General features: G+C 63.0%; 16 protein-coding genes. 6 read left to right on the forward strand and 10 right to left on the reverse strand.

All coding sequences use genetic code 11. The features are described from left to right. Window positions 1-4: 4 nt before the first annotated feature. The 6 genes from LWF01_RS15285 to LWF01_RS15310 all read right to left on the reverse strand — a co-directional run bounded on the left by LWF01_RS15285 (window position 5) and on the right by LWF01_RS15310 (window position 6,690). On the reverse strand, window positions 5-1,513 hold the full coding sequence (locus LWF01_RS15285) for an FGGY family carbohydrate kinase (RefSeq protein ID WP_349638226.1): 1,509 nt from the start codon (window positions 1,511-1,513) through the stop codon (window positions 5-7). 45 nt (window positions 1,514-1,558) lie between these two features. After that, window positions 1,559-2,995 carry an MFS transporter gene (locus LWF01_RS15290; RefSeq protein WP_349638227.1) on the reverse strand — a complete coding sequence of 479 codons (1,437 nt, stop codon included), beginning with the start codon at window positions 2,993-2,995 and terminating at the stop codon, window positions 1,559-1,561. 274 nt (window positions 2,996-3,269) lie between these two features. Beyond that, window positions 3,270-3,722: an SRPBCC family protein gene (locus tag LWF01_RS15295; RefSeq protein WP_349638228.1), complete on the reverse strand. Its 453-nt coding sequence runs from the start codon at window positions 3,720-3,722 to the stop codon at window positions 3,270-3,272. Between the two features lie 107 nt (window positions 3,723-3,829). After that, window positions 3,830-4,480, reverse strand: a complete 651-nt coding sequence (locus LWF01_RS15300; protein ID WP_349638229.1) for an SDR family oxidoreductase — start codon at window positions 4,478-4,480, stop codon at window positions 3,830-3,832. Between the two features lie 147 nt (window positions 4,481-4,627). Beyond that, window positions 4,628-5,941 (reverse strand): family 4 glycosyl hydrolase, encoded by a 1,314-nt coding sequence (locus LWF01_RS15305; protein ID WP_349638230.1) that lies wholly within the window; start codon window positions 5,939-5,941, stop codon window positions 4,628-4,630. Next, window positions 5,938-6,690, reverse strand: a complete 753-nt coding sequence (locus tag LWF01_RS15310; RefSeq protein ID WP_349638231.1) for a DeoR/GlpR family DNA-binding transcription regulator — start codon at window positions 6,688-6,690, stop codon at window positions 5,938-5,940. Before LWF01_RS15310 ends, LWF01_RS15305 begins: the two co-directional genes overlap by 4 nt. An 89-nt stretch (window positions 6,691-6,779) precedes the next feature. Between LWF01_RS15310 and LWF01_RS15315 the strand changes: the two genes are divergently transcribed. The 6 genes from LWF01_RS15315 (at window position 6,780) to LWF01_RS15340 (ending at window position 12,119) form a co-directional block, all read left to right on the forward strand. Further along, entirely contained in the window at window positions 6,780-7,952 is a 1,173-nt protein-coding gene (locus LWF01_RS15315; RefSeq protein ID WP_349638232.1) for a carbohydrate kinase family protein, read from the forward strand. 63 nt (window positions 7,953-8,015) lie between these two features. Beyond that, on the forward strand, window positions 8,016-9,407 hold the full coding sequence (locus tag LWF01_RS15320) for an ABC transporter substrate-binding protein (protein WP_349638233.1): 1,392 nt from the start codon (window positions 8,016-8,018) through the stop codon (window positions 9,405-9,407). Next, window positions 9,394-10,356 (forward strand): carbohydrate ABC transporter permease, encoded by a 963-nt coding sequence (locus tag LWF01_RS15325; protein ID WP_349638234.1) that lies wholly within the window; start codon window positions 9,394-9,396, stop codon window positions 10,354-10,356. Before LWF01_RS15320 ends, LWF01_RS15325 begins: the two co-directional genes overlap by 14 nt. Continuing rightward, window positions 10,353-11,171, forward strand: a complete 819-nt coding sequence (locus LWF01_RS15330; RefSeq protein WP_349638235.1) for a carbohydrate ABC transporter permease — start codon at window positions 10,353-10,355, stop codon at window positions 11,169-11,171. The genes LWF01_RS15325 and LWF01_RS15330 overlap by 4 nt, the downstream gene beginning before the upstream one ends. Window positions 11,172-11,253: 82 nt before the next feature. Then, the gene (locus tag LWF01_RS15335) at window positions 11,254-11,604 is read left to right on the forward strand and encodes an ArsR/SmtB family transcription factor (RefSeq protein ID WP_349638236.1); all 351 of its coding nucleotides are present in this window, start codon (window positions 11,254-11,256) and stop codon (window positions 11,602-11,604) included. Then, on the forward strand, window positions 11,601-12,119 hold the full coding sequence (locus tag LWF01_RS15340) for an SRPBCC family protein (RefSeq protein ID WP_349638237.1): 519 nt from the start codon (window positions 11,601-11,603) through the stop codon (window positions 12,117-12,119). The genes LWF01_RS15335 and LWF01_RS15340 overlap by 4 nt, the downstream gene beginning before the upstream one ends. 3 nt (window positions 12,120-12,122) lie before the next feature. Here the strand turns inward: LWF01_RS15340 and LWF01_RS15345 are convergent, their stop codons facing one another. The 4 genes from LWF01_RS15345 to LWF01_RS15360 are packed head-to-tail and all read right to left on the reverse strand — an operon-like array spanning window position 12,123 to window position 16,631. Further along, a complete protein-coding gene (locus tag LWF01_RS15345; protein WP_349638238.1) occupies window positions 12,123-13,067 on the reverse strand; it encodes an ROK family protein in 945 nt (314 codons plus the stop codon). Then, complete coding sequence (locus LWF01_RS15350) at window positions 13,064-14,785, reverse strand: dipeptide ABC transporter ATP-binding protein (protein ID WP_349638239.1); 1,722 nt, start codon at window positions 14,783-14,785, stop codon at window positions 13,064-13,066. Before LWF01_RS15350 ends, LWF01_RS15345 begins: the two co-directional genes overlap by 4 nt. Then, window positions 14,785-15,678, reverse strand: coding sequence for an ABC transporter permease (locus tag LWF01_RS15355; protein WP_349638240.1), 894 nt, complete (start codon window positions 15,676-15,678; stop codon window positions 14,785-14,787). Before LWF01_RS15355 ends, LWF01_RS15350 begins: the two co-directional genes overlap by 1 nt. Then, window positions 15,675-16,631, reverse strand: a complete 957-nt coding sequence (locus tag LWF01_RS15360; protein ID WP_432761968.1) for an ABC transporter permease — start codon at window positions 16,629-16,631, stop codon at window positions 15,675-15,677. The genes LWF01_RS15355 and LWF01_RS15360 overlap by 4 nt, the downstream gene beginning before the upstream one ends. Window positions 16,632-16,678: the final 47 nt, after the last annotated feature.

Genomic DNA, 16,678 nt, shown 5'->3' on the forward strand with positions numbered 1-16,678 from the left:
CGCGTTACTTGTTGCGGACTAGACGTACTTCGGAATCGACACGCGCCTGCCAGGCCTCGCGTCGCTCCACTCGATCAGCCGGCGATGTTCCCGGTTCAAAACTGACGCCTTCGCCGATGGTCGCGACAGCATCTTCCAGTGAGTCCCAGAGCAGCCCCTCGGATCCCGCCAGGAATGCTGCTCCCCGCAGGCTGGCTTTGTCCGATGCCGGGAGGCGGCGCATCGGGAGCCCGGTCAGATCGGCCTGAAGCTGGACGAGGGTGTCGCTGGCAGAGAGGCCCCCGCCGACGACAACTTCGCTCACCGGTGTTCCGGCTACCTCCTCGGCGGATTGGATGCTCGTCGCGACCGACTGGGCGATGCCGTCCAGGATCGCGAACGCAACCTCAGCGCGAGTTGTCGATGTGGCCATACCGGTCAGCGATGCCCGGACTTTTGGCTCGATCACCGGGGTCCGCAATCCGGTGAGTGCGGGGATGAACATCACGCCGTTCGCGCTGGAAACCGTCGCTGCAAGCGTGCTGATCATTTCCGCCGAGTCGAACCAGTTCAGGGTTCCGCAGGCCCAGTTGAGTGCGGATCCGGTGGTTGCGGTGAAGCTCTCCACCGCGTACATCGACTGGTTCCGCCTCCGCCAGGCGGTGAGGGTCAGTGCACCCTCATGCAGTCCCGGGTTCTTCGGCAGTTCGGTGCCCGTCACCAGATCCACGAAGCTCCCCGTGCCGTGCACGCACATGGCCTGGCCCTGGCGTAGGCAGCCAAGGCCCAGTGTGCCGGCGTGCTGATCGCCGATTGCGGCCAAAACCGGGACTGAAATCCCCAGCCTTTCCGAGTCGGTTGTGCCGAGGTGATCAGCGTCCTGCCGTAATTCGGGTAGCAGGTCGGCCGGGAACCCGAGTTCCTCGATCCACGAAGACTGATAGCTGTGGTCTGCCAAGCGATACGCTCCGCTGGACGTCGCGTTGGTCGATGTCGTGGCGTAGGTACGTTCTCGGGTCAGCGACCACAGAAGCCAGGTGTCAATGGTTCCGAACCCGAGCCGCTTGTCCCGGTATGCCTCGGCAACCTCCGCCGTTTCGCGCAGGTGATGCGCGGCCCACAGGTACGGCGAACGGACGCCGGTAGCGCGGCCGACCCGTGGAATAAGGAAATCATCCCAGGCAGGGCCGCGTGCGGCGAGCTCCTCAGCGTAGCGGCTGTCCTGCCACACCATCGCCGGCACGATCGCGGTCCCAGTCTGTAAGTCCCAAAGCACCGCGGTGCAGCGCTGACTTGCGATGGCCATGCCGACTAGATGAACGTCCTCCGCCGATGCACGGGCGATAACCGTCCGGCAGGCATCGATCGTCCGGGACAGGATCAGGTTTGCATCCTGCTCGACGACTCCGGCTCGCGGACTGCTGACTCCCAGCGGCCGGTACTCCGTTCCATGCACGGAGCCATCGGCCGTCACCCACGCCGCGCGCGTTCCGGTTGTTCCCTCGTCGACGCTCAGGATCGCCGGGATACTCATTCGATTACCTTTCTGCCGTTCAATGCCTGCTTCTCGGTGGCTCGTCTATTTACCGGCGGATTCAAACGTGACCGCCCGATCCGCTTTGAACTGCGGAGCATCGAGCTCCTCATCCGGGCTGATCGCCGCACGGGTGGGATCCCACTTGATGACAGAGCAGATGATGAACGCGGCGAGTGGCACTACCGACAGGATCAGGAATGTCGGGCCAAGCCCAAGGTCTTCCTTCAGGATCGGGAAAACGAGCAGACCGAGGGCCGCGCCGACACTGCCTAGCGCTCCGATGACACCATTTGCGCTGGCGCGTAATTCGCTGCGGAACGAAAGCGACGACAAGCTCTTGCCATTGGCCCCTGGGCCACCCGAGTGGAAGAGGATGAACAGCGAGGGAAGAACGAATGCCAGCCACAGTGGAAGCGAGTCGAATCCAAGCCCAAGAATGACCAGGATGACGAAAACCACTCCGAATCCAGCCGCGGATGCCTTTCGGAGGCCAAACTTCTTTCCGATCACGGGCGACATGAAGCCGCCGATGATGCCGAAGAGGTTGAACACGAGAGACCCGACAGTGGCGACGATGAAGTCCTTGCCGAACAGCGAGAGGCTGATGATAGGCAGATACCAGCCGACGGCGAAGTACTGGATGGACTGCCCGATCTGGACCGTTGCTGCGAGCACCGTTCGGCGCAGATAGCTGCCTCTAAAGATCAGCGCGACATTGGCAAAGCCCCTGGTCGCCTGATTCAGGATCGGCAGCCGGTCCTCGACCGGTGCCGCGGTGAAGTCCTCGGCATAGATCTTCCTCATCGAAGTGGTCGCCCGTTCAAGGTAGCCCTTCCGCGCCAGCCAGGTAGGACTTTCGACCATCAGTGTTGCCTGCAGCAGGAGCATCAGCAGGGCAAAAACCCCGGCCGAGCCGACTGCCCAGCGCCAGATTGCCTCACCGACGCCGAGATTGTAGAAGGCGATAGCCAGCAGCAGGTTGGTGCTCACCGCCGTGTACCAGATTCCCTGCCAGGTGTTCAGCCGGCTCTTGAATCTGGCCGGCGTGAATTCCGCCAGCAGCGCCATGGCGATGGCGAAGTCGATGCCGTAGGCGGCCCCGACAAAGAACCGGCCGACCAAAACGAACTCGAACGTCGGAGCGAGTGCGGCCAACGCGGCACCGACAAGTGCCAACGCCTTCGCGAGAACCAGGGGCGGAATCCGGCCCCACTTGTCCGCCATCCAGCCGCCGATGGGGTTGAAGGCGATGGCCACCCACGACGCCAGCGAGGTAAGCACTGCGACCTGGGTTGCGCTCAATTCGAGATCGCCGGTCATTGTGCCCAAACCCGCGCTCAGCGCAGAGTTCGAGAAGGCGTCCAGGAACAGGCCGCCCAGTGCGAGCCACCAGATCACCCCCGCCCGGCCGACTATCTTCGGGCGTGAATCAATGTATGCGACGACGTCTCCGACGCCTCTGAGAACGTAGTTTGGCACCAATCCGACCTCTCTGTCGGGAAACCGTGTCGGAGGTCCGAAACTAGCGCCATAAACAACAACAGGGCAGACGGAGACACCGACAGGTGGTCTCCAGTCTTACCCTGATGCTGAGACGCTATCGGGCGGCAGGTTGCCGTGTCAATAGCGAAGTTTGCCGCTCGACGTCCTTCCCCTCGTCCGCGAAACTTGGCTTTGTCGTCGACTCGTGGGATCTTTTGCACGACTCGCATGCCTTAGCCACGAGTGGGCGGCGCATTGCGCAGAACCGGCCTCAGTAGTCGTCGACGCCCCGGAGAAACCGGTTGCGCTTCTCGATCAGGCGGCGGATATAGCTGCCGAGGACCAGACGTTCGACGATTCGACCGAGCACCCCGAACGGAGCGGCGAACGACACCCGGTCGATCAGCACAGACCCGCTTCCGTCGGGATGGACTTCGTGAATGTGCCGGAAGTATCGAAACGGCCCGCGAACCTGCTCATCTGTGAACGAGTCCGGCTCGTGCATCTCGGTGATCTTGCTCGTCATTCGCAGTGGCAGACCGAAGTGCCAGGCGCGCCAAGTGACCTGCTGGCCCGCTCCGATGAGTCCCTTCTGCACGCCGGCCACTGCTCTCTCGCCCGAGTCCGACATGGAATCAACATGGACATCGATGTCCCGGCTGAGGTCGAAGAGACGTTGCTGGCTGAGCGTCGATCGGGTGCTGCATTCGAAACTGACCGCCATAGCCCCATGCTCTCATCGCCGTTCAGCTCTTCCTTGCCGCGATGTCCGGGTCTCGTAAGATTCCAGGCCGTTTTACCTTACGGAACTCGGACATCGAGGAACGATGGCTAGGCCGAACGCAGCGCCTCTTCGATCGGCACATCGCCGGAGTTGAAGCCAACGAATTTGCCGATCGTGGCGGGGCTTTCCAGCGCCACTGCCGCGACCTGCGCGACATCGTCACGCGAAACGCGGCCCGGCTCAAGGTCCGTGCCGACCTCGATCTTCCCGGTCGCGGCGTCCAGAGTGAGCGTGCTCGGGCCGAGGATCGTCCAGGTCAGGGTGCTGCGGCGCAGGTGGTCGTCCGCTTCCGCCTTCGATTCGGCATACGGATAGAACGAGTCAGATTCCGCCAGACCGTGGTCGTGGCCGGCGCCAAGGTACGAAATCATCAGGTAGCGATCGACACCGGCCTCAGCAGCCGCGTCGATCGAGCGGATGGCGGCGTCTCGGTCGACGGCGTACGTGCGTTCCGGACTACCCCCACCGGCGCCCGCGGACCAGACGACGGCATCGTGACTGGCTATTGCCTCGGCGATCTCTTCGGTGGAGAGATGCTCGACATCGGCAACCGCCGGCGTCGCACCGGTGGCCTCGACGTCGCCGCTGTGCTGCGGGTTACGGATCAGCGAGGTGACATGGTGGCCCTGTGAGCTGAGGATCCTGGCCAGCCGGAGGGCGATCTTGCCGTGGCCTCCGACGATGACGATGCGTGACATGTATTTCCTTCCCATGCGGGTGAGCTGCGCCCCTGCGGGTGCTGCGTCTGCGGTCCATTGCGTAGAGCGACACAGGCCTGCCGACTATTCCCGAAGTCCGGGTTTGGGAAAGTTCCCGGGCGATCTGACCGCTTCGAAACCCGGAGGTCAGTGCCCAGACAGCAGCGCCCTGGCGACGCGGGTCGAATCGACGAGCGGGTGGGTGCCCAGAGCGCGCCATGCCAGCCCGGAATCGTCCTCCCGGACCGCGGCGATGACATCGCGCTCCACCGACTTGACCGTCAGCATCAGACCCAGCTGATGCAGGTTCGGCGCGCTGGTCGATTTCGGTCTGGGGCCCCGCGCGTCCACATCGCAGATCACTTCGACTATCGCGTCGTCCGGCAGCCCCTCGATGCTGCCGTTGTTTGGCACGTTCAGGATCAGCTCGGCGGGTTCGTTTTGCGCAATCGCCCGCATCAAGGTCAGTGCTACTCCCTCATAGCCGTTGCCCTTGAGGTCTTCCTGGTCCCGCTCCCAGCCGCCGGTCGCCTCGCGACTCTCCGCCATGTAGGTCGATTCGCGTTCGCGCCGCACGCTCTGCCAGAGCTGATACGCCGCTTCGGGCCCGGTTTCGCTCGCCTGGTAGAACCGCTGCTGCTGGTTGGCCAGGAACTCGCCGCGGCTCGAACCCGCATGGCCAAGCGCCTCGATGGCGTCTCGGGTGTTGTAGTAATAATGCAGATACTCATTGGGGATGGCGCCCAGCGTCCGCAGCCAATCGGCGCCGAAGAGCTTGCCTTCCTCGAACCGATCCAGCAGTTCTGGTCTCTGCAACAGTCCCGGCAGCAGGTCATGTCCTCCAGTGATGACTCCGCCAAGCCAGCCGAGGTGGTTCAGGCCGAAATAGTCGAAAGTCACCAGCTCGGGATCGACATCAAGCACCCGGGCGACCCGCTTGCACAGGCCGATGGGCGAATCGCAGATGCCGATGACCCGTTCCCCGAGGATCGCCGACATCGCCTCGGTCACCATTCCGGCCGGGTTGGTGAAGTTGATGAACCACGCGTCCGGGCAGATTTCGGCTACCCGATGCGCAATTCGAAGCACCTCCGGCAGGGTGCGCAGGCCATAAAGCAGCCCCGCTGCCCCCGTGGTTTCCTGACCGAGCACACCGTGATCGAGGCAGCTGCGCTCATCGCTCGAACGGCCGTCGAGCCCACCTACCCGGATGGCGGAGAAGATGAAGTCGGTGCCGGCCAGCGCCTCGTCGAGCGAATCGGTGCTCGTCACCCGGGGAGCGTCGGCCGATGCCGCGGCCTGGCCGCGGAGCACCGCCTCGATTTTCCGAACCCGGTCGAGGTCTTCGTCATAGAGGACGACATCCGTGCACGGATTGTCGAACTCCTCGTTCTCGCGCAGCAGGGCGCCGTAGACCAGAGGCACCCTGAATCCTCCGCCGCCCAGGATTGTCATCTTCATGCCGTGATTACCTCGGTTCCGCTGTCTGCAAATGGTTCGAAATAGGCCTGATCGGTCTCGGTGGAGGTGACCAGAGTGGAGATCCGCTCCGCTTCACAGACAACACCGTGCCCGCGGCCTGGAAATTTCCGCGCAGTCGCCACCAGCACGGCCCGATCAGCAGCAAGCAGCATCTGCTGCTTTATCGAGACCTCAACCGGCGTTGTGTCCACGACCTGACCGCGCCGGGTGACCCCGCTCGTGCCAAGGAACGCAAGATCGGCGTGCACCTGCCGCAGGGCGTTCTCGGTCAGGAAGCCGACTGTCGAGTGGTAGTTTCGCCGCAGCAGCCCGCCGAGGAACAGCAACTCCGTCTTGCTGTCCTGCTTCAGGATCTCGTAAACCGCCATATTGCTGGTGATGATGGTGACCGGCCTGCCGGAGAGCGCTCTGGCGACCTCCAGCATGGTGGTCCCGATATCCAGGATGAGGGTGTCGCCATCGGACACCAGATCACTCGCGGCCTGCGCCATCAGCTGCTTCTCGCCGTGGTCGGTGTACTCGGCGTAGGCGAATGGGACCTCGTTCGGCGCCTTGATCGCGGCGCCTCCGTACACCCTGGTCAACCGGCCGTCGTCGGCGAGCAGACCGATATCACGTCGGGCAGTGGCTTCGCTGACGCCGAGCACCGCGGCCACATCCTTGATCGCCATGGCTCCGTGCTGGGTCAGGGCCCTGATCAGCTCGTCATGGCGCTGGTCTCGCAACATACCGTCACGATATACCAAAGCATGACGTAAATTGATTGAACTTGAGTATGTATTGACATTCTCTGACGCCCTATGCAATTCTTCAGCTCATGGACGTCAGCTCACCGGAGAGTCGGAACCCGACCGGAGTCGATCACGGCAGTTCCGTTGCGAGCCGTCGAGGCGAAGTGAGCCCCGGAAACGCCGCCACAAGCCGCCCGTCCGACGCGACCTCCACGGCATACCCGGGCGAGGCATACGACGAGACGTACGACGTGTTTCTTGCCGGCTCGCTCTTCATGGATCTGGTCTTCGCTGGCCTGCCGCACGCTCCCGTGCTCGGCACCGAGACCTGGGCCGACGCGATGGGCTGCTGCCCAGGTGGAGTAGCCAACATGGCGGTCGCCACCAGCCGGCTCGGGGCGAGAACATCGCTGGCGACGATCTTTGGTGACGACTTCTACGGGGACTTCTGTCATGAAAGCCTCGAGGTCGGTGAGTCGATCGATCTCAGCGGCTCGATCCGCAAGTACCGTGCGCACACGCCGGTGACGGTGTCCCTGTCCTACGACGGCGACCGAACGATGATCTCGCACGGGCACGTGAGCAAGGTCGGGGTAGCAAACCCCGAGGCGATCCCGCAGTCGAAGGCGTTTTTCGCCTCGATCGAATCGGGAATGAGCGTTCCCTGGCTGGCGCAGGCCCGCAGCAGCGGGGCGAAGGTGTTCGCTGATACCGGCTGGGATTCGAGCGAGAAGTGGGATCTGACGAATCTCACCGATCTTGCCTACGTTGACGTGTTCATGCCGAATGCCGCGGAGGCGATGGCCTTCACGAAAACCGATAACGCGCTCGATGCCGCTAGAAGGCTCAGCGATCACGTCGAACTTGCCGTCGTCACGCAGGGAAAAGACGGAGCGATTGCGGTGGATGGCGGAACCGGCGACATCGTGCAGGTGCAGGGCATTGACGTACAGTCGGTCGATCCAACCGGCGCCGGAGATATTTTCGCCGCCGGCGTCATGGTCGGCCTGATTTCCGAGCTCGACGTTCGCTCGGCAGTAACCCTTGGCACCGTCGCCGCAGGCCTCTCCGTGCAGTGGATGGGCGGATCGTTCTCCGCACCAAGCATCTTCGAGGTCGGTGACTGGTACCAGCGGCATCAAGCGAAGGGCTCGGTCGGGTTCGAGACCGCGTATGGCTTCATCCCGGACCTCGTGCCCGACCTGCGAAGTCGCCGTCGTCCGCGCCGCGCCATCCCGACCGTCGGATTTCGGCAGTAACCTTTCAATGTTCAGCCCACCGCTTCATCCTTTCAACGGCTAACTCGTCACACAGGAGTTTCTATGAGAACCGCCGCAACCCGCAGAAGACTAGGCTTAGGCGCCCTCGGGGCCATCGCATCCCTCGCGGTCGCCCTGGGCGTCGCCGGGTGCGTTCCTGGCTCATCCGGCGGATCGGGGCCGAAGGAATCAGCTACCCAGGTGAAAGACGTTCCCGACCCCGCACAGGCAGGCGACGTCACCCTGCGGGTCTGGGATCAGGAAGTTCGCGGCGGCCAGGACAAGACCTTGAAGGCGCTCAACGCCGCCTTTGAAAAGAAGTACCCGAACATCAAGATCGAGCGCACTTCGCGCAGCTTCTCGGATTTGCGCACCACCTTGAAGCTGGCGATCAGCGATGACAACCCGCCAGATGTGGTCCAGGCGAACCAGGGCTACGGTTCGATGGTGAGTTTCGCCCAGGCCGACCTGCTTCGGCCGATGGACGACTACGCCACTGTATTTGGCTGGGAGGACCGGTTCCCCAAACCGTTGCTCGACCTGAACCGGGTGAGCGCGGACAAGAAGTCGTTCGGCTCCGGCAATCTGTACGGCCTCTCCCAGGCCGGTGAGTACATCGGCATCTACTTCAACAAGGACATCCTGAAGAAGGCCGGAGTCGCCGAACCGAAAACATGGGAAGAGTTCCTGGCTTCGATGCCCGCCCTCAAGGCCAAGGGCGAGCTTCCGGTCCAGTTCGGGAACCTCGACAAGTATCCGGCAATCCATACTTTCGGAGCCCTGCAGGCCAACGCCGGCAATCCGCAGGACATCCGCGACACCATCTACGGCTCGGGCCCAGGTTTCGAGACGGATCAGACCACATCGGCCGCCCAGACCCTGGCGTCCTGGGCAAAAGACGGCTACATCCCGGAATCGGCAAATGGCCTGGGCTATGACGACGCGGCCAAGCAATTCGCCGACGGCAAGGGCGCCTACCTGATCACCGGAACCTGGGAGCTGCCCGAGGTCGAACCGACCCTCGGTGACAAGCTCGGCTTCATGCCGCCCCCGGCTAAGGATGGCGCCGCAGGTCCGGTGACCACGGGCGGCGAAGGACTCGCCTGGTCGATCACCTCGAAGTCCAAGCACGATGACGTGGCCGCCGCGTACATCGATTTCATCAGCAACGCCGAAGCTGCCGACGTGATGACCACGAACGGGATCCTGCCGATAGTTCCCGGCAAGGAGGCCGAAAAGCTGCCAGAGGGTTCGCCGCAGGCAGCTATGTTCGCCGGCTGGAAGCAACTGTCCGAAAACGATGGCCTGGTCCCCTACCTGGATTACTCATCGCCCTCATTCTTCGACACAAGCAGCGAGCAGCTGCAGCTGCTGATCGACGGCCGGGTCGGCCCCGACGAGTTCGCCAAGAATCTGAACAAGGACTACCGGGATTTCCAGGATGGCAACAAATAGTCAGCTGATGCCGTCCAAACGGAAGAAGCCGGCCGAAAAGGCCAGGCCCACAACGCCGTCCAGGCGAAAGGGGGACTCGGCGCCAGGTGAGCCCCGGACGATCGGGTTGGTCTACATCCTGCCCGCGCTCCTGCTCTACGGCTTCTTCCTGCTCTACCCGTTCGGCCAGTCGATCTGGATCTCGCTGTTCGACTGGGACGGGTTGACGGTGGCGACCTGGACCGGCTTCAGCAACTATGCCGATGTCTTCACGGACCCCGACATCCGCAACGCGTTTGGCCATTCGATCTTCCTGCTGATCTTCTATGCCGTGGTCCCGGTGGCGATCGGCCTGATCATCGCGGGCATCGTATCGAGGGCGACCCTTCGGGGCATGTCTGTCTACCGCACGATCATCTTCATGCCGCAGGTGCTCGCGATGGTCGTCGTCGGAGTGGCTTGGCGCTACATGCTCGCCCCGGAAGGGTTCATCAACCAGACGCTCAATGCCATCGGGCTTGACGGCGTGAGCCGTGCCTGGCTTGGCGACTACACCTTCGCGCTTCCGGCCGTCGGGGTGATCGGTTCCTGGGTGCAAACGGGACTGTGCATGGTGCTGTTCATCGCTGGCGCCCAGCAAATCCCCAAGGAACTCTTCGAGGCCGCGCGCATCGATGGCGCCGGCCCGGTTCGTGAGTTCTTCGCAGTGACCCTGCCCGCGCTGCGCCCGCATGTCGCGGTCGCCTCGACGCTGACGATCATCTCGGGAATGCGAAACTTCGACCTGATCTACATCACCACCAGCCAGGGTCCCGGTAAGGCGACCTCGGTGCCCTCGTACGAAATCTACAGTCGCGCCTTCGAGACGAACCAGGTTGGCTCCGCGACTGCCATCGGCGTCACGCTCACAGCGGTGATCCTGATCATCACGACAGTGGTCGCCAAGACAATCGAGGGCCGGACGCGATGATCTCTTCCGCAGAGAAGACCTTCTCCCATATCATCCTGGCACTCTTCTCGCTGGCGTTCCTGATGCCGATCGTCGTCATCCTGAGTAACGCCGTCGGCGACCCGAACTCACTCGACACCGGGCTGAAGTTCGACGGCTTCCACTGGCAGAACTTTGTTGACGCCTGGACGATCGGGCACTTCGGCGGATACATCGGGAACTCGGCGCTGGTCACGGTGACAGTCGTTGTGGCAACCTGTCTGCTCTCGATTCCCGCGGCGTACGCCTTCGGAACCATGCGCTTTCCGGGGTCAACGGTGCTCTATTATCTGTTCGTCCTCGGGCTGATGCTGCCGCAGGAAGCGGTGATCATTCCGCTGTACTTCAACCTGCGCGGCTACGGGCTGACCGATAGCCTTTGGGCGCTGATCATTCCGCAGACAGCCCAGTCGTTGGCCTTCGGTGTGTTCTGGATGCGCACCTACTTTCGAGCCGCGCCGAAGTCGATCGTCGAGGCCGCGCGGCTCGACGGCTGCAACTCATGGAAGACGCTGTTGCAGATCCTGGTGCCCCTGGGCCGTCCGGCAATCACCACCATGGTTGTCATCGTCTTCATGTGGACATGGAACGAGTTCCTGCTCGCGTTGGTGATGGTCAGCAGTGACCAATACCGGACAGTGCCGCTGGGCCTTGCCTTCTTCCAGGGCCAGCACAGCTCGGACACCGCCCAGCTGGCCGCCGCCGCCCTGCTGATCGCCGCGCCGGTGGTGATCGTCTATCTGATCTTCCAGCGGAAGTTCATCGAGGGCGTGCTTGGCGGAGCAGTCAAGGAGTAAAAACTCCGGGCGACATTGCTTGCATCCCCCGGCCCTCGAATATTCGCTTGCGCATATATACGCCATATCGTATGGTGGGGCTATGACATCGACCGCCGTGCTGGAAGCTATCGCCGAGCCAACTCGGCGCCGCATCCTCGACGCCGTCCGCGGTAGTGAGCACTCGGTCGGTGACCTCGTCGAGATCGTCGGCATGCACCAGCCCGGTGTCTCGCGGCACCTCAAGGTGCTGCGAGACGCCGGGCTCGTCGAAGTCCGGCGTGAGGCGCAGCGGCGGCTCTACCGCCTCCGCCCAGAGCCGTTGAAAGAGCTGGACGAGTGGCTCGAACCGTACAGAGCGGAATGGGCCGGCCGCCTGGACGCCCTCGAACGGCATCTCGAACGCACCGCGAATCCGACCGCGAACAACCACACAACAATGGAGCAACCATGAGTCCCAGTCCCAATGGCACGATCGAGCGCACTCCCGACGGCGGCATTGTTCGCTTCGACCGCTCACTCGCCTTCCCGATCGACGAGGTCTGGGCATCGATCACGGAACCTGCGCGCCTTGCCGACTGGTGGCCACCGTTCACCGCGGATATCACCGTCGACCTCCGTGAGGGCGGCAAGATCGTCTTCGACTGGCCAGAGACCGACTTCCCGACCCTTGAGTTCGTGATCGTGCGACTCGCAGCACCGACGCTGCTCGAGCACACCCACACCAGTCCGGGCTCGTGGATGCGTTGGGAACTGGAGGCCACCGCTGACGGCACTCGACTCCGCGCTACCTACTTCATCCCTGACCTGGATATGGCCATCGAGCGCGGCGATCTCGTTGGGCTGCATCATTCCCTCGATCGCCTCGCACCGGCGCTCGCGGGAAATCCGGTCGCTTGGGATAACGACGCCTTCATCGAGCTACGCGATGCCTACGCGGAACTCAGCCCCACCGAGCCGCAGACCTGACGGTCATCTGGAAGAAGCTCGGCCTTCGCTAGTCGCCAGGAATTTCGACGCCGCAAGCGAAGCCGCGCCGAGGGCGACGGCGTCTGTTCCAAGCTCACCCCGCAGAACCCGAATCTTGGCGCCACTCACCGGGGGCTCCTCCCGGAGTTCCCTTGAGAGGGTCGGCTCGAGAAGGTCCCATGCCTGGCTCACACCGCCACCAACTACGACGGTGTCCACGTCGAGCAACCCGGCGACCATGAGCACACCTCGGCCGACGGCGGCTCCGGCATCGGCGAAGATCTCACCCGCTACGCCATCTCCGGTCCGGGCCAGCGCCGCGACCTCTGCCGCCGAAACGCCTTCGGCACGGGCGGTGAGCCGTTCGTACCTCCGCGCGATCGATCGCCCAGATGCAATGGTCTCAAGATGCCCCTTGCCCCCACAGGTGCACGGCAGGTCGCCGAATCCCGGGGTATGCCCGATTTCGCCGGCGGCGCCGTGTGCTCCCTGCCAGAGCATGCCGTCGACCATAAGTGACCCGCCAACTCCGGTGCCAAGGGTCATTCCGAAAACCTGCCCGCAACCTCGGGCCGCACCGACTGCGACTTCGCCGGCAACGAAGGCGTTGACATCGTTTTCAAGCACGGTTCCGGCGTCGAACCGCACACTGAGTTCGGTGGCAACCTGCGTCCCGGCCCAATCAACGAAAGAATCGCTTGCCACCAGCACGGCACCCGTCCGCTGATCGACTACTCCGGCCGCGCCCACTCCGATAGCCGACGCCGTCGCGCGGTTCCGGTTCAGGAGCAGGGCGATAAGGTCAGTGATTGCGTCCATCATCGCCGAACCGCCCGTTCGCGCCGGAGTACGGACCGACTCGCGGTCGATGACGACGAGGTCCTGCGTACAGGCAACCACCTGTGTCGTCGTCCCACCCACATCGACGCCGAGAAGTATGGATTTCACGAGACGCGGTCACCCTGCGCCTGATCGAACTGCGTCTTGTCACGAAGTCGGGCAAGCCGGCGTTCACGCTGCGCAACCGGGTCTGGAACCGGAACTGCCGCCAGCAGGGCGGAAGTGTAGTCATCCTGCGGCCTGACGAGTGTTGCCGCGGTCGGTCCGGCTTCGACAACACGTCCGTTACGCAACACCACGACGTTTTGAGCCATTTCCTGAACAACGGCCAGGTCATGGGAGATGAACAAACAGGCAAAGCCGAGCCGCTGTTGTAGTTCGGACAGAATGCCAAGCACGCTCGCCTGCACCGACACGTCGAGGGCCGAGGTTGCCTCATCGGCGATTAGAAGTTGCGGATCGAGAATCAGCGCCCGGGCGAGGCTGATCCGTTGCCGCTGACCTCCGGACAGTTCATGCGGGTACCGGCTGATCACACCGGCCGGCAGGTGCACGGCGTCGAGCATGTCGGCGACGGCGCGCCGGGCATCGTTCCTGGAATAACGGCCGGCCGAGCGACTGGAATCCGCAACTGGGCGGCCATGCACCAGGAGCGGTTCGGCGACGCAGTCCAGCACTCCCATTCTTGGATCAAGTGATGCCACCGGATCCTGAAGCACTATGCCGATTTTCGATTGCAGCCGTCGTCTCTCGGGCCTGCGCAGGGAAGCGAAATCCTGACCGAACAGGCGCACGGCTCCACTTGAGGGTTTGATCAGGCCAATCGCCGTACGGCCGGCCGTCGACTTCCCGGAACCGGATTCACCGACCAGCCCGAGCGTGGTGCCCTTCTTCACGCCGAATGAGACGCCGTCAAGGGCACGGAAAGCCTTGCGGCCCCTGCCATAGACCACAGAAACGTTCTCGAGCTCAATCACGGTGGCGTCCGCAGGTTCCACGTCATCGGTCTTCCGGGCCGGCGATTCTTCGACAACGTCCCAGCGCAACCGCGGTACGGCCGCGAGCAGCTTCACTGTGTAATCGTGCTCAGGGCGCAGCAGGACATCGTCGACGGTGCCGGACTCCACTATTTCGCCGTTCAGCATCACCGCGACCCGGTCGGCGAAGTCCGCCACGACTCCCATATTGTGCGTGACGAGTAGGACCGAAGTACCGGTTCGTTCGGCCAGGTCCCGGAGCAGATCGAGAATTTCCGCCTGCACAGTGACGTCGAGGGCGGTTGTCGGCTCGTCGGCAACCAGCAGCTTGGGGGAATTCGCGATGGCGATAGCGATGACGACGCGTTGCCGCTGTCCGCCGGATAGCTGATGGGGGTAGGCGCGGGCCTTGATCTCCGGTTGCGGGATGCCAACCAGACGCAAGAGCTCAACGGCCCTCTGTTGAGCTGCCGACCTGCCTGCGGTTCCGTGATTACGAACTACCTCCGCGATCTGGTCGCCAATCCTGTGCAGCGGGTTGAGCGCAGTCGACGGTTCCTGAAACACCATCCCCATCAGCGAACCGCGTTTGGCCGACATCGAAATGGGGTCATCCGGATTGATCCGCTCGCCGGAAACGCGGACCTCTCCGCTGGCGCTAGCATTGCGGGACAGCAGTCCCATGATCGACAGGGCGACAGTACTCTTCCCCGAGCCGGACTCACCGACCAACGCCAGAACCTCGCCCGGCGCGATCTCGAGGTCTACACCGTCGACCCCGGTGATCGTCCCGCTTTCGGTTGAAAACTCGACCCGCAATCCCGACACTTCAAGGACGTTCTCAGTCATCACTGGCCTTTCACATCAAACATGTCGCGGAGTCCGTCGCCGATCGCGTTGAACGCGCAGACCACGAGGATGATCGCAACACCCGGCGGACCTATCAGCCACCACGATCCTGAGTTGACCGCGGTGAGACCGGCAGACAGCATGCCGCCCCAGTCCGTGGCCGGCGGTTGGACGCCCATGCCGAGATAGCTGACATACGCCACCAACAGAATCGCGTCCGCGACCTGAAACGTTGCGTTGACAACGAGCGTGCTCACCGTGTTCGGCAGGATATGTCTGCCGATGGCCCGGAAGTGCGATCCGCCGATCGCCCTGAGCGTCAGCACGTAGTCCCGGTTCTTGAGCGAAAGCGTTTCCGCCCGAACCAGCCGTGAGGGCACGAGCCAGGAGAGACAGGCCACAACCAGAATCATCGTCGCGCTGTTCGGCGAGGTGATCGCCGAGATGACCAGCAGAATGAAGAGCGCGGGTATCGCGATACCGCTGTCGACGAGCCGCATCATTGCCGAGTCCACCCAGCCTCCGGCGTACCCGGCGATCGAGCCCCACACTGCGCCGATCAACGTCGCCAGCAGGCCAGCCGCAAGTCCGATAACCAGGGACGTCTGCCCGCCGACCATCATTCGCCCGAGCTGATCGAATCCCACCGCGTCCGCGCCGAGCGGATGCCCTGGTCCGGGTGCCTGGTTGGCTGAGGCAAGATCCACGTGCATCTGGTCGGTCTGATACAGCAGCGGGCCAAGGAATGAAAAGGCGAACGCAAGCACGACGATGGCGAAACCGGCGACGGCAAGCTTGTTGCGGATAAACCGGCGCAACATCATCCGCGCGTTGCCGACGTTCACCGGCAGGTCGTTGTGCGCTTGCACAACTTCAATCGGTACGCCGCTCATCGAGCCTCCTTCACCCGTGGATCAATGAGAACCTGCGCAAGATCGGCTAGCAGGCTTCCGACTACCGTTGCGATTGAGATAACCAGGACGCAGCCGAGCAGGATCGGAAAGTCGGGAGCCTGGGCCGCGCTCCAGAAGAGCAGGCCCATCCCCGGAAAGTTGAAGAGCTGCTCGACGACCAGCGCCCCGCCAAAAAGAACCGGAATGTAATACCCGAGCATCGTGGTGATCGCCGTCAGTGAGTTTCGAAAGACATGGCGTTGCAGAACTTTTCGCATTGGCGTCCCCTTGGCGAGCGCGGTCCGCACATAATCTTCGGACAGGTTGTCCAGGGTCGAACTGCGCATGTATCGGCTGAAGACGGCGACCATCCCGAGCGAGCCGGCTGCAACGGGAAGAATGAGTGCAGCAGGATCGCCGAGAATCTGCCAGATCGTGTCACCCTGCGGAGCCTGGGACGGCAGAATGGGCAAGACCTGGCTGAACACGACGATCAGCACCAGTCCCAGGAAGAAGACCGGCGTCGCATAAGCGACAAACGACAGGGCGGTCAGTACGTAGTCCGAAGGTTTGCCCCGTCTGGATGCCTGCCACAGCCCAACCGGGATCGCAATTGCCAGCCCTACCGCCGCCGAGAGCACCGACAACAGCAGCGTTTTCGGTAGCCGCTGGACGAGCATGTCGGACACTGAGGCGTTCAGGACATACGACGTGCCCAGATCACCCTGCAGCAGCCGGCCGAGATAGTCGATGTACTGCACAACAAGCGGCTTGTCCAGGCCCTGAGCGGTGTTGAAGAGCGCAATCTGCTCAGGGGTTGCCTGCACTCCGAGCACACCGCGGGCCGGCCCGCCCGGAAGTGCGTGCAGCAGCAGGAAGACGATAATGGTGACGACGAAGACCACCACCAACGCCTGCCCGATGCGGCCAAGCATGAAGCGAAGTATGTCCACTGGCGTTTCTTTCTCTCTGCAGACGGCGGGCCGGCAAGCTGACTGTC

Source organism: Saxibacter everestensis, from assembly GCF_025787225.1.
Lineage (GTDB): Bacteria > Actinomycetota > Actinomycetes > Actinomycetales > Brevibacteriaceae > Saxibacter > Saxibacter everestensis.

Excerpts from the sequence above, each read along its gene's own strand:
- LWF01_RS15285 (WP_349638226.1), bottom strand. The coding sequence starts at position 1,513 with ATGAGTATCCCGGCGATCCTGAGCGTCGACGAGGGAACAACCGGAACG.
- LWF01_RS15295 (WP_349638228.1), bottom strand. The coding sequence starts at position 3,722 with ATGGCGGTCAGTTTCGAATGCAGCACCCGATCGACGCTCAGCCAGCAA.
- LWF01_RS15300 (WP_349638229.1), bottom strand. The coding sequence starts at position 4,480 with ATGTCACGCATCGTCATCGTCGGAGGCCACGGCAAGATCGCCCTCCGG.
- LWF01_RS15305 (WP_349638230.1), bottom strand. The coding sequence starts at position 5,941 with ATGAAGATGACAATCCTGGGCGGCGGAGGATTCAGGGTGCCTCTGGTC.
- LWF01_RS15310 (WP_349638231.1), bottom strand. The coding sequence starts at position 6,690 with ATGTTGCGAGACCAGCGCCATGACGAGCTGATCAGGGCCCTGACCCAG.
- LWF01_RS15315 (WP_349638232.1), top strand. The coding sequence starts at position 6,780 with ATGGACGTCAGCTCACCGGAGAGTCGGAACCCGACCGGAGTCGATCAC.
- LWF01_RS15320 (WP_349638233.1), top strand. The coding sequence starts at position 8,016 with ATGAGAACCGCCGCAACCCGCAGAAGACTAGGCTTAGGCGCCCTCGGG.
- LWF01_RS15325 (WP_349638234.1), top strand. The coding sequence starts at position 9,394 with ATGGCAACAAATAGTCAGCTGATGCCGTCCAAACGGAAGAAGCCGGCC.
- LWF01_RS15330 (WP_349638235.1), top strand. The coding sequence starts at position 10,353 with ATGATCTCTTCCGCAGAGAAGACCTTCTCCCATATCATCCTGGCACTC.
- LWF01_RS15335 (WP_349638236.1), top strand. The coding sequence starts at position 11,254 with ATGACATCGACCGCCGTGCTGGAAGCTATCGCCGAGCCAACTCGGCGC.
- LWF01_RS15340 (WP_349638237.1), top strand. The coding sequence starts at position 11,601 with ATGAGTCCCAGTCCCAATGGCACGATCGAGCGCACTCCCGACGGCGGC.
- LWF01_RS15350 (WP_349638239.1), bottom strand. The coding sequence starts at position 14,785 with ATGACTGAGAACGTCCTTGAAGTGTCGGGATTGCGGGTCGAGTTTTCA.
- LWF01_RS15355 (WP_349638240.1), bottom strand. The coding sequence starts at position 15,678 with ATGAGCGGCGTACCGATTGAAGTTGTGCAAGCGCACAACGACCTGCCG.